Consider the following 11689-nt stretch of genomic DNA (forward strand, 5'->3'; position numbering starts at 1 on the left):
AAAATACTAAGGATTTACCGAAACTGTTACAGTATCTGTGTGTGTTTCACCATCATTATCTGTTACAGTTAATCTGAAATCAAATGTCTTGTTCTTTTGACCATTAGATGTAGAAGTTACTGTTGCAGACTCTGAATTTTCATTAGTAAGGGTTAAAGCTGGATTTCCACTAATTGCTTCCCAAAGATATGTGCTTATTGTTCCATCTGAATCTGATGAACCTGAACCATTCAGAGTGCCACTAGGTCCGTTTACATTAATTGAGACATCTAATCCTGCGTTTGCAGTAGGTGGTGTATTTATTGTAAATGTGGTGGTCGTTGAGGTGTCCGAATTTGTACCATCTGTAATACTAAATGTTGCAGTATCATCAGCTGCATCAGCATTTAATGTTATGATCATCCAAAACTCTACAGTACCTGGTCCTGTAATTTCACAAGTTGAGACGCTTGATGTTCTAGCTATTGTAGATGATATGGATTCCGTCCAATCAGTAGTAGTTGAACATCCAGAATTTAAAATATCGCCCGATACAATAGATCCCAATACATCATTAGATGCGACAGATGATTCAAAATCTAACTGAGTAGGACTTCCTGCAGTATCACCTGTATTGTCAACTTCAATTTCAAATTGATATGTTGCTCCTGGCCGAAGAATTCCACCACAACTTGAATCTGATTTTAGATCTACATTCTCACAAATTGCAGTACCGTCTCCTAACGTTGTAGTTGATGATTCATAGACATCCAAAAAGTCAACAACATATGTAGTTCCACTGCTAGCAGATGCCATCGTAACTGTTCTGACACCATTAGGTAAGCTTCCTTGCCCGCTGAAGCTTACTGTAATGACATAATTCCCTTCCTTTGTTGGAGTAAATGCAAATGGTTGTGATTCTGAACCACTTCCTATTGTTACATCATCAGGATCCTTTACAAGAATTGTTATGGAACTTGTCTTATCTTGTCCACCATTGTTTTTAGCTGTGAAGTCTTTTACTGTATATTCTAGATTCACAGTACCTGATGTATTTGTAGAATCATTATCCGTAACTCCTGCTTGGGCATTATTTCCATTCCCATTACCGTTGTTACCATTGTTACCATTGTTACCATTGTTACCATTGTTACCATTGTTACCATTGTTACCATTACCATTGTTACCATTACCATTGTTTGATTTAGCTTTATTCTTTCCTGGAGCGTCTGCACTCTTTCCTGGTGATTCGCCTAACTGACCTTTGCCATTACCGTTACCTTTCTTAGTTCCGTCAAAGTTCTTCTCAAAACTCTTTTCTATTTTAGCTTCAAAACTATTCTCATAATAATCGTCAGGACTTGATTCAAAATTTGATTCAAAATTAGCATCAAATTTCTTTGCTAATCCTGGTGGAAGATTTCCAAACCCGTTCTCTGATGGATTATTTTCAAAAGATTCAACAATGCTGCCATCTACATTGCTCTCAAACATTTTCTTTGCTAATCCTGGAGGAACTTTGCCTGTTCCTAATCCGTTACCCTGACCATTTGCTTTTCCAGTATCTGATGCACTATCAAATCCTGGTGGCAATCCAGTCTCTTCATTATCTTTTTCCTTGTTCTGTCCTGGTGCTTCACCGCTCTTTCCTGGTGATTCATCCCCACTGTCAGCCTTGTTCTGTCCTGGTGCTTCACCGCTCTTTCCTGGTGATTCATCCCCACTGTCAGCCTTGTTCTGTCCTGGTGCATCCTCACTGTTTCCAGAATTTTCTTTATCTTTTACTTCCTTTGCAAACTCACTGTTATCATCTGTTTTATCTAAAATTTCATTGATATCTCCACTCTCTAAAACTGCCAATGTGCTTTCCAACTCATTAATTGCTTTTTTAGTTAAACCTAGATTGTCTTTTTCTAGCATTTCATTGATGTTGCTTATACTATTATCTACAAATTGCTGAATTCTTTCATCTTCGTTATCCTTTACTGCTTCGTTGATTTGATCATATAGATCATCTTTGATCTCCTTTGCAACTGCTAGTTTTGCTTGTGCATTTGGAATATCTCCGCTTAGCAAAACCTCTTTTGCCAAATTTACTGATTCGTTTGCTTTTTCTAAATTAACTGGTAAATTGCTTGATTCAATTAAATTCTGTAATCCTTCTATCTCGCTATCAATCTCTGTAATTTGCTCTTGAATCTCAAATGTGTTAGCAGCTGTAATTTGATTCAATATTCCTGGTGGAACGCCTACTCCTAATCCCTGACCTTGTGTAATTCCAGTATCTGATGCGCTTCCAATTCCTGCTCCCAATCCTGGAGGCAATTGAGTTGATGCCTGTTCTTCTAATGCTCCAATCTCTTCTGCTGATTTTTCAAACAATGCCATTGCAATCAATGCACTGTTTTTGGCATCTACTACATCATCTTCGTTTAATGCGGCAATTGCAGCATCATACTGTATTTTTGCTTCAGTATAATATGGATCATTTTCAGGGTTGATTCCCGCATCTTCTAGTGAATCTAAAATATTTTGATGAGTAATATCTAGAACCATTATGATTGGTGATTCTGCTAATTCAGTTGATTGTGCAAAAGCTGAAGGCACACTAACCGATAATACGAATAGTGCAATTAGGCCGAAGAGACCAATTTTCAATACTGATCTATAGTTACAATTGGTTATAACGACCAAGCTCGACTTCTGCAGGCGTCTGGTTCGCATAAACCTCATAACATAATAACATATTACAAATGGCAAAACAAAGTACATTCCAATATTCATTAGGATCACACTGATACCTAATCCTAAAATTTCACCGTCTGTTTCTGCATATTCCATTACAAAAAGTGATGATAACAATGGGGTAATTCCAATTTTTACAATTTCTTTAAGGATTGGATTCTCTCTTTCCAGATCTGCCACATGTGGTGAGAATGAATAGTAAAATGAATTGAATCCGGTCATAAATGATACTCCCGATACAGTATTCATCAGTTGATTGTCTCGAATTTCTCTTAGCAACTGAACTTGTGGTGCCATTTCAGAGCCATATGTTGCAGTTGCAATGAGACAACCGCCTCCTTCCTCTGTTTTCTCTGTCGTATCTAGAATTTTGACTAGACCCTTCTCATGAGGATCTATTCTAATCCATGAATGTGTTGAATTTTTGTGAAATTGTGTAAAATCTACTTTTTCACCATTGAGTAACGCGTCATTTGGATTGGTCATTACCTTTGTGGGAATAATTGTCAAAACAATTGCCCTGTCTTTTATGATAAATTGAATCTCGTCTGAATTTGCAGAGAATCCTTCAATCTTTGCTGCAGTGATTGTCTCTACTTTATACTCTGAATCCCCGACAGGAACAAAAAATTCCTTTGATGTGACTGGCCTGATGGTAAAACTCAGAGTAATGTCTCCTGGAGGTAACACGTACTCCTCATCAGTGATTTCTATTGGGATTGTATTTAGCGATACTAGTTTTGAGAGTGGTGGAAGATTGACCCTGGATTCCAGTTCGCTGTTATATTTGAGTTTGAAGACTCCTGATTCATAGGATAGGATATCTGCATTATATTTTAAATTCACAGAGGATGCCCCGAGAGTTGCAATTTTTAGCAGTTCCTGATTCTGAGATGTTCCTAGGAGAATGTTTTGCTCATCAATTGCTAACAGATTTGAAATGTTGTCCGAAATTACCTTGACATCTATTGTGGAGACAAATGTCTCTGGAAACAAAGACTGGGAAATCTTGGCTTTTCCTTCAGATGTAACTGTGATGAATATCTGCTCATTTCCTATTTGGGCTAGACCTACTGTAATTCCTATTGATACAAGCAGAATGACAATGATCTGTAGTTTCATTATACTACCTTCTTGGTGATGGTGGTCCGCCCTTTCCTGAAATATCTATCCATTCACCTTTTACGAATTTTTGTAGTGTGTTTGTCATGCTGTTGTAAAATAATTCTCCTTCAGTACCGTTAGTTGCTGGCGTGCTGAAATATGGTTCATCTCCCTCATACTCAAATCTACTCGTACTAGTAAATTCGATTATTTTTTCTATCTGTGTAACTTCCTCTTCTGTGTATTCTATTTCTAAGGTCAGTGATACACATTCAAATTTTGTAACTTCTCTGATTTCAACTGTTCCTGTATTTTCTACAAACCATATTTTTCCTAACGAGTCTACACCGTGAACAAAATACTCTGTAACATCACAATTAGAATATTTTAATGTCTCAATTATCTCTCCATCTCCAGAAAAAATATCTATATTCACATTCATTCCCTTGTTTTTAAGCAATGTTGTTTTTGCATCAAGAGATTTTTTTACCAATGAGTAAAATGGCTTTTTGTCCTTGCTTGGAACTGATTCTAGTAAGAAATTTCCCTCTCCATCTACAAATCCAATTCTTGAAAATGAATCAAATGGATACTCGATGTTTGTTCCTGTCGGGTTTATTCTGACGAGTATTGTCTTTGCTACGTTATCATTTGATAGTGTTTCTCCTGCATATGCCTGAATAATATCCAAATTGGAGTAAACTGTAGATAATGTTAGCAATATTGCTACTGACGCAATCGTAATGACGGCTATTTGCCTATTTTTCAATATGGGATTTACTTGTTTTTGCTTTATAAGCAATAGTATGTAATCCCACTTCTGGTATGCAAAATAGGGGAGGTTCGCATGGTTCGAACCAATTTTTACGCCTAATCGAAAACCTTGGTTATATCCATTGTAACCACTACGATCATTGAAGACCAATGAACACAACGACACAAACTCCAGCATTTGACTCAAATTCTTTATTTTTGGACCCCGGAATGGAGTCACTTTTCAATATGACAAATAAAGTCATGATGAAGATTAAACTCCAATCCAAGGAGATTTACCAATGACCATACAATTTCCAGATGATCCTTCAATTGACCATCTCTTAAAAATGACAAACAATGTGATGATGAAAATCAAACTCAAATCTCAGGAGAATTTCAAATGAATTCTAGTAATCAAATCAATCTGTTTGATAACGAATCAGACACTGCAATGTACAAGCATAAACTCACTCTTGAAAAAATTAAAAACGAACTAATCAATTTTGGCCTGACAAAAAGCCAGGCTAAGGTGTTTATCTATCTCGGCAAGTATGGATCGAAGACTGCTTCTGAGATTGCAAAAGCACTGCAATTGCCTAGAACTGAGACATATCATCTGGTGAATTCCCTCCAAAATATGGGTCTGGTAGTGGCAGAACTGTCACATCCAACAAAATACACTGCAATGGATATGAGAGAAGCAGTAGCTACCTTGGTCAAACAAGAACAAGATAGAATCGACGTTCTTGCAAACAAGGAAGAATCACTCTCTGAGATGTGGAAAGAGATTCCGTTTTTTGCAGTAGAGACAGACGAATCAAAATCTGAAAAAATGCAATTATTGCATGGAACTGGCCCGATCACAAACAAAATCAAGGACATGGTTGGAACCAGTTCTGAAGAGATCAAAATCTATGGAACCGTTTCTGATTTGCTTAGGATGTATCATTCAGATGTATTTGATTGGATTGAAACTTCACCAAGCAATCTCAAAATGGTAGTTTCACCACTAAACAAAACTCCTGAATTTCTATCTGAAATGAATTCTGATTCAATCAGAGCAATGCCATCCAACTCTGAAAACAAGTGCTTCATTGTAAATGACAAAAAAGAGGTTCTTATCTTTATGCGCAATGCAACCCATCCAACCAGACAAGTCTTTGCATGGTGGTCTGATTCGGAAACTCTAGTAGATATGATGAGTTCATTATTTGAGCTGTCCTGGGAAAAAGGAGACGTGCTATATTGAGCACTATTCTGGCTCTTGAGAGCCTGCAAAACGAAGTCTCATTTATTGCCCAGCATTCCATTGATGAAGGCAGAGAACATCTCGATGATCTTGAGGTTGAACATTTGATTAAAATGACATCTGATGTGGTATCAAAAATTAAAAATCAAGCAAGGGGGTTATCCTACTGAACTTTCTAAGACAATTCTACTTACTTCTAACTGGACAGGTAGAGCAACTATCTGATGAGATATCTTGGTAAGTGCTATGAGGAAATTCTACTTACTTCTAACTGGACAGGTAGAACAACTATCAAAGGAGATTGACGATGAATCTTTGCGAGGATAGACACGAACCAACACTCAAAGTAACCTACAAACCTGCTCCAGGCCATGATTACTGTCCTGTTTGGCTTGTATGTGGACAATGCTTTGAAAAAAGACATTTTGGTTCTGATGAATTTATTAAATCTGTTGAACCATTATCTGAAATTTCAGCATGATTTCAAATTTAAAATCAAGTAATCGAAATTCCATATTGTTTCATCTGGATATTTTGGATGAGAAATCTGAAATTGATAATGATCTTTCAGAGTATTCTTGTTAGAATCTCAAAGTATTCACTAAATTCATGAGGTTCGATACCATCGATACTTAATTCATGCCTAATCGAAATCCTTTGTTATATTCATTGTAACTAATAGTATAATGAAGAAAGATGAATACAACACAACAAACCATAATGTTTGATTGCAATTCAGACCTTGTTTTAGATTCTGAAATGGCAAATCTCTTACAGATGACAAATAAAGTCCTGTTGAAAATTAAACATCAAACAAAGGGGTATTGCATTTGACCTTACAATTTGTTCAAGACCCTCAAATGGAGGAACTACTTAAAATGACAAGCGATGTCATCATGAAGATTAAACAGCAAACAAGGGGTATGTCCACTTGAACGCCTGCAAAGTTTGCGTAAAGCCATTCTATGTGGGTCATAAGGGTTGTTGCTCAGTTGAGTGTCATTTGAAAATGCTTCAATTTAGACTGGATGAGTGTTTCAGAAATGATACTAGCCATACACAACTTTTAGCTGCTCTGGTCTGATGATCTAATTTTTAGATTCTGAGATAAAATCAAGCAGTCTCTTTTTTTCAACATCGTATTTGTTGTAATTTTTAACATAATCTTTGATTGCAATTGCAATCAAATTCATATCTAAATTTTCTTTGTTTTTTAGAATTGTCTGTAATAGAACTTCTTTTGATGTTTCAACTTCAAACCTTATTTGGGAAACGTTCACAGGCTTTGTTTGTTTTCTAGATTTTAATAATTACTATCGTTTTACACTGCTGGGTTTTTGGTAATTTTGGACATTTTTGCCCATAATTTAGTCTGATTTTTGATCTCATTCTTCAATTGGTTTTTAATGACATATGGTATATTGGAAATAATATGGATTCCAAAGATGTTGTAGATGAAGTAAACGCCTTGTTGAAACTCGGTGTTGGTGATTCGTACAGATTGGAGCATATCAAACAAACATTCATTCAAAACAAAACAATCTGGATTACTGATGAGAATTATCTAAAACGAATGCGAGAAAAATATCTGATTCAGCATACTTCTGACGTACAAACCGATGATATTGTTTTTGAAAATGAACCTGAAAACAAAGAAACTATCCACTGTTGGAAATGTGGAAAAAAAGGTCCATTGGGTGCTAATTTTTGCATGATTTGCGGCACTTCTATTTTTGAAGTTGGTTCGACTCCAAAATCCGTTATAGCCTCTAAAAGTTTTACAACATCAATCCCACTAAAAATCCCAATAATTATTGGAATTCCTGTTTTAATATTGATAATACTTGGAGCTGGATATTCTCTAGGGTATTTTGACAATGCCCTGGATTCATCATCTGGCACAATTTCTACATCTGTGATTGAAGATGAGGATATTTTCTATGGTGAATTTGATTCAAAATGTGGTCCTGGTACTGTTCTTGATCCTGATACAAATGCATGCCGAGTCGGTATTGTAAAAACATCCGAAACTGATTCAAAATGTGGTCCTGGAACTGTATTTGACTCTGAATCCAATTCATGCATTCTTGGATAAATGAAATGGTGGACCGGATGGGATTTGAACCCACGACCTTTGCGGGAAGTTAATTCCTTACGCAGTGTGAGTGCGTCATCCAAACCAAACTAGACGACCGGTCCAACTAGATTAATCTGAAAGGAGTTTTTTTGTCTTTGCTATCTGATTATGTTACAATTACCTTGGACCTTTATTGCTAATTTTCGAAATATTCTTCATGTCTCTGCAAGAATTTGACGCATTAATTGACCGGATGAAATTGGCCTTTGAATATGCTGATAATTTAGGACAATATGTGGAAGCTGCCAAGGTTTTGTATCAGATGAATGATCAACTCCCTGAGGATCTACAGATTGCTTTTGAAGAGTTGGATAGTCCTGAAGATGCAAAACCCTTTGTCAAACAATACAATAATGAATTAAAATCTGCAATTGTAAATTATAGGCAAAGATTGATGATTTCTTAATTCTATTTCTTGACCCCGAGATTTCTGTTCTTTAATCTCAAGTATGGATTTCTACATTTTCTGCATCGTGTAGCATCAATGTCATTTCTAGCCCCACATTTGAAGCAAATTCTCATTACAAGACGTGCTTGTTGTGCAATTCGTTTCTTTTCTGGGTCTGTAATAGGCATTAATTTTCTCCTTTATCTCTCTCTTTTATTCTAATCGGATTTTTGCATTTTTCCTGCTAATAATACTGGTACTTCTGCAGGTCTTTTTGCTACTGGAATGTTTGCTTTGTTAAACATTGAAACTTTGGATTCTGCTGAACCGTAATTTCCCATTACTATTGCCCCTGCATGACCCATTCTCTTTTCTTTAGGTGCTGCCCTTCCTGCAATGTATGCTACAGTTGGTTTGTTGAACCCACTGTCGATAATTCTTTGAGCCAAAATTTCTTCAGAGTCTCCTCCGATTTCCCCTACTATCACCAAGCCTTCCATATCTGGAATGTCTTTTACCATTTCAAATGCATCAATCAATCTTGTTCCGTTAACTGGATCTCCTCCAATTCCAATTGTAATTGATTGACCAAATCCTGAATTTGTTAATGCATCTGAAATTTCATAGAGTAAAGTTCCGCTTTTTGAAAGTACTGCGATTTTTCCTGCTTTGAATGGCATTGGTGGCATGATTCCTATTTTGATTAATTCTGGAATCATTATTCCTGGAGTATTTGGTCCGATTATGGTTGCTCCTTTTTTGTTTGCCAAATCCAATGCTTCCATCGTGTCTCTGATTGGGACATGCTCTGGAATAGCTACTAGCAATTTGATTCCTGATTCTAATGCCTCTTTAGCAGCTGATAAGAAGAATTTTGCTGGAACAAAAACTATTGAAATTTTTGCATTGGTTGCATCTATTGCCTCTTGCATTGTATTGTAAATTGGAACCTTGTCTTCAAATTTTTGTCCTCCCTTACCTGGAGTGACGCCTGCAACAACATTGGTTCCATATGCAATCATTTGTTTTGCATGCAGTGATCCATATGCGCCAGTAATTCCTTGGACAATCACTCCTTTATTTTCATAATCTGAATCTCCTGGTTTTCCTTTTAGTATGTCAAAGATGTCTGTCATTTTTTTATCCCCATAACTGCTGCATTAATTGCCTCTTCTACGGAATCAAATATGTTGGTTCTAGAACCTTGTAACATTTCTTTTGCTTTTTCTGATTCAGTACCTTTTAGTCTTGAAAATACTGGCAAGTCGATTAGATTATTTTCATATGCTTTAAGAAATGCTTCTGCAACAACTGTAGTTTTTACAATTCCACCGTATAGGTTTACAAGAATTCCTTTCACTCTTGGCAATCTGCTGATTAGAGTTAGAGCTTCATAAACTGATTCTGTTGTTGCACCGCCCCCTACATCTAAGAAACATGCCGGCTTTCCTCCGTTATCTGATAACATATCTAATGTTGACATTACAAGACCTGCACCATTGCCTACAACTGCAATATCTCCGTCAAGCTCTACTAGTGAAAATCCACTTTTTTCAGCTTGTTCTTCAATAGCTGTTTTTTCTTGATATTTTTGTAATTCTGGATGTCTGAAATTGCTATTATCGTCTGTTACAAATTTGCCATCTAGTGCCATGATTGAATCGTCTTGCATGATTGCAAGTGGGTTGATTTCTACAAGTTCTGCTTCTTTTTCAATTGTTAATTTTGATAATTTTCTCAAAGTGTCTGCAAATTGCTCGGCAGTTTTTCCTTCGAGTTCCATTTCTTTTGCAACTTCTTTTGCTAATTCCTCTGAAACATCTCCTAATCCAACTTCTTTGATGATTTGATTTTTTACAGATTCAATTTCTACGCCGCCCTCAGCTGATGCAATAATTGTATAGCATCTCTTTGAACGGTTCAAAAATATTGAAAGATACAATTCTTTTTTAATATCTGCCATTTTTTCAAGTAAAATTGCTCTTGCCTTTTCACCTTTGATTGTCAAATCCATAACTTGTGGGTATTTTAGCTCAAATTCGTCATCGTTTTGACATTTTTGAATGCCTCCTGCCTTTCCTCTTCCTCCGACAGGCACCTGAATTTTAATTACAAATGGATATCCTAATTCTTTTGCATGTTTTCGACCATCCTCAATATTTGTAGATGAAATGCTTTCAAGTAGATTAATTCCATACTCTCGAAATAATTCTTTGGCCTGAAATTCTAGTAACTGCATGCAAAAATCATGCAATTTACGGTCTTTATTAACTATGACTCTATTTCAATTGCTCATCTAGAAAATCAATCATTTCTAAAAATCGATCTTTACTTTTTCGTAATAATTCCTGAGGGTATTCTTCAATTGTAAATACAAATTGTTGATGAAAACTTGGAACTAGAATTCCTCCTGATGTGACCATTTGTTCAATTACGTATCCTTTGGTAAGTGTGCATACAATCTCTTCATAGGATTCTTCCTCTTCTTCAAGTGTTTGTCTATACAATACAATTGGCCTGTTTGTTTTTGCAACAATGTTTGAGCCTCTTTCTAACAGATCTGATAACTGCTGAATTTGCCACGTATCCAGACTAATCTGTTTTACCATATAATCAATATGTGATTTTTATATTTAACCGTGATAAAACAACGCATCTTCACAACTTGTCGTGTATAAAGTCACTTTAATTATGAAATCAAAATAAAGAAAATGATTTGGCACTTAGGCCATATCTAGTGCTCTAGAATGTTTTTTTGTATGTGGTCTTTCACCTGAATACTTTCTTCTCATGTGTCCAGATGGTCTTCCATAGATTAGTTCTAGGAACCAAGACTCATGCTCGATCTCTTCAGCTAGGATATCTTTTGCAATATCATATGTGGCAGGATCTTTTCCTAATGTCATTTGGCATATTTTATTCCAGTTGACAATTGCACCCTGTTCTGCTTTGAGACATTTTTCTAGAATTGCTTTATGATCTGTTGGATTTGCGGGAAGTTGTAAGAATTCACATCCAGACATTTTGATAAATTCTGTTGCATCATTTGGAAGAATCCCACCTAACTGGTAGATTCTCTCAAGACATGATTCAAAATGGCTAAGATCTTCTAATCTTGCATCTTCGATAATTCCTTTCAATCCTTCGCCTTCCATGCCTGTACAATGTGCTCTGAGGTTGGTAAAGTAATAGTATGCAGTAAATTCGACTGCTGCATTTTTGATTAATTCCTTTAACAATTCATCCACATCTAGGCCGTTTTGTTTTAGAACGTTAATTCCAACAACATTTGGGGTTGATTCGGACATTTGTTTATGGGATTTCTAAATGT

General features: G+C 36.1%; 13 protein-coding genes and 1 tRNA gene. 5 read left to right on the forward strand and 9 right to left on the reverse strand.

The features are described from left to right. Positions 1-6: 6 nt before the first annotated feature. A complete protein-coding gene (locus ACW9XH_RS02480; RefSeq protein ID WP_457759049.1) occupies positions 7-3846 on the reverse strand; it encodes a CFI-box-CTERM domain-containing protein in 3840 nt (1279 codons plus the stop codon). A 4-nt stretch (positions 3847-3850) separates the two neighbouring features. Further along, on the reverse strand, positions 3851-4630 hold the full coding sequence (locus tag ACW9XH_RS02485; RefSeq protein ID WP_457759050.1) for a hypothetical protein: 780 nt from the start codon (positions 4628-4630) through the stop codon (positions 3851-3853). Between the two features lie 354 nt (positions 4631-4984). On the opposite strand from ACW9XH_RS02485, the gene ACW9XH_RS02490 reads away from it, so the two are divergent. The 3 genes from ACW9XH_RS02490 to ACW9XH_RS02500 all read left to right on the forward strand — a co-directional run bounded on the left by ACW9XH_RS02490 (position 4985) and on the right by ACW9XH_RS02500 (position 6314). Next, entirely contained in the window at positions 4985-5833 is an 849-nt protein-coding gene (locus ACW9XH_RS02490) for a TrmB family transcriptional regulator (RefSeq protein ID WP_457759051.1), read from the forward strand. Continuing rightward, on the forward strand, positions 5830-6003 hold the full coding sequence (locus ACW9XH_RS02495) for a hypothetical protein (RefSeq protein ID WP_457759052.1): 174 nt from the start codon (positions 5830-5832) through the stop codon (positions 6001-6003). The genes ACW9XH_RS02490 and ACW9XH_RS02495 overlap by 4 nt, the downstream gene beginning before the upstream one ends. A gap of 137 nt (positions 6004-6140) precedes the next feature. Beyond that, positions 6141-6314 (forward strand): hypothetical protein, encoded by a 174-nt coding sequence (locus ACW9XH_RS02500; RefSeq protein ID WP_457759053.1) that lies wholly within the window; start codon positions 6141-6143, stop codon positions 6312-6314. A 607-nt stretch (positions 6315-6921) separates the two neighbouring features. Here ACW9XH_RS02500 and ACW9XH_RS02505 read toward each other — a convergent pair. Further along, positions 6922-7113, reverse strand: a complete 192-nt coding sequence (locus tag ACW9XH_RS02505; protein WP_457759054.1) for a hypothetical protein — start codon at positions 7111-7113, stop codon at positions 6922-6924. A 152-nt stretch (positions 7114-7265) separates the two neighbouring features. Between ACW9XH_RS02505 and ACW9XH_RS02510 the strand changes: the two genes are divergently transcribed. Further along, positions 7266-7928, forward strand: coding sequence for a zinc-ribbon domain-containing protein (locus tag ACW9XH_RS02510; protein ID WP_457759055.1), 663 nt, complete (start codon positions 7266-7268; stop codon positions 7926-7928). A 6-nt stretch (positions 7929-7934) separates the two neighbouring features. Here ACW9XH_RS02510 and ACW9XH_RS02515 read toward each other — a convergent pair. Continuing rightward, a tRNA-Val gene (locus ACW9XH_RS02515) sits at positions 7935-8032 on the reverse strand. A 95-nt stretch (positions 8033-8127) separates the two neighbouring features. Between ACW9XH_RS02515 and ACW9XH_RS02520 the strand changes: the two genes are divergently transcribed. Beyond that, the gene (locus ACW9XH_RS02520) at positions 8128-8376 is read left to right on the forward strand and encodes a hypothetical protein (protein ID WP_457759056.1); all 249 of its coding nucleotides are present in this window, start codon (positions 8128-8130) and stop codon (positions 8374-8376) included. 2 nt (positions 8377-8378) lie between these two features. Here the strand turns inward: ACW9XH_RS02520 and ACW9XH_RS02525 are convergent, their stop codons facing one another. The 5 genes from ACW9XH_RS02525 to dps form a co-directional block, all read right to left on the reverse strand. Next, complete coding sequence (locus ACW9XH_RS02525; protein WP_457759057.1) at positions 8379-8546, reverse strand: 50S ribosomal protein L40e; 168 nt, start codon at positions 8544-8546, stop codon at positions 8379-8381. 30 nt (positions 8547-8576) lie between these two features. Further along, positions 8577-9494: a succinate--CoA ligase subunit alpha gene (locus ACW9XH_RS02530; RefSeq protein ID WP_457759058.1), complete on the reverse strand. Its 918-nt coding sequence runs from the start codon at positions 9492-9494 to the stop codon at positions 8577-8579. After that, entirely contained in the window at positions 9491-10597 is a 1107-nt protein-coding gene (locus ACW9XH_RS02535; RefSeq protein WP_457759059.1) for a succinate--CoA ligase subunit beta, read from the reverse strand. Before ACW9XH_RS02535 ends, ACW9XH_RS02530 begins: the two co-directional genes overlap by 4 nt. 40 nt (positions 10598-10637) lie before the next feature. Next, positions 10638-10967 carry a hypothetical protein gene (locus ACW9XH_RS02540; RefSeq protein WP_457759060.1) on the reverse strand — a complete coding sequence of 110 codons (330 nt, stop codon included), beginning with the start codon at positions 10965-10967 and terminating at the stop codon, positions 10638-10640. 114 nt (positions 10968-11081) lie between these two features. Continuing rightward, positions 11082-11666, reverse strand: coding sequence for a DNA protection during starvation protein (gene dps / locus ACW9XH_RS02545; protein WP_457759061.1), 585 nt, complete (start codon positions 11664-11666; stop codon positions 11082-11084). Positions 11667-11689: the final 23 nt, after the last annotated feature.

The organism is Candidatus Nitrosopumilus sp. bin_32a, from assembly GCF_054095935.1.

Excerpts from the sequence above, each read along its gene's own strand:
- ACW9XH_RS02525 (WP_457759057.1), bottom strand. The coding sequence starts at position 8,546 with ATGCCTATTACAGACCCAGAAAAGAAACGAATTGCACAACAAGCACGT.
- ACW9XH_RS02535 (WP_457759059.1), bottom strand. The coding sequence starts at position 10,597 with ATGCAGTTACTAGAATTTCAGGCCAAAGAATTATTTCGAGAGTATGGA.
- ACW9XH_RS02540 (WP_457759060.1), bottom strand. The coding sequence starts at position 10,967 with ATGGTAAAACAGATTAGTCTGGATACGTGGCAAATTCAGCAGTTATCA.
- ACW9XH_RS02510 (WP_457759055.1), top strand. The coding sequence starts at position 7,266 with ATGGATTCCAAAGATGTTGTAGATGAAGTAAACGCCTTGTTGAAACTC.
- ACW9XH_RS02500 (WP_457759053.1), top strand. The coding sequence starts at position 6,141 with ATGAATCTTTGCGAGGATAGACACGAACCAACACTCAAAGTAACCTAC.
- ACW9XH_RS02530 (WP_457759058.1), bottom strand. The coding sequence starts at position 9,494 with ATGACAGACATCTTTGACATACTAAAAGGAAAACCAGGAGATTCAGAT.
- ACW9XH_RS02490 (WP_457759051.1), top strand. The coding sequence starts at position 4,985 with ATGAATTCTAGTAATCAAATCAATCTGTTTGATAACGAATCAGACACT.
- dps (WP_457759061.1), bottom strand. The coding sequence starts at position 11,666 with ATGTCCGAATCAACCCCAAATGTTGTTGGAATTAACGTTCTAAAACAA.
- ACW9XH_RS02480 (WP_457759049.1), bottom strand. The coding sequence starts at position 3,846 with ATGAAACTACAGATCATTGTCATTCTGCTTGTATCAATAGGAATTACA.
- ACW9XH_RS02520 (WP_457759056.1), top strand. The coding sequence starts at position 8,128 with ATGTCTCTGCAAGAATTTGACGCATTAATTGACCGGATGAAATTGGCC.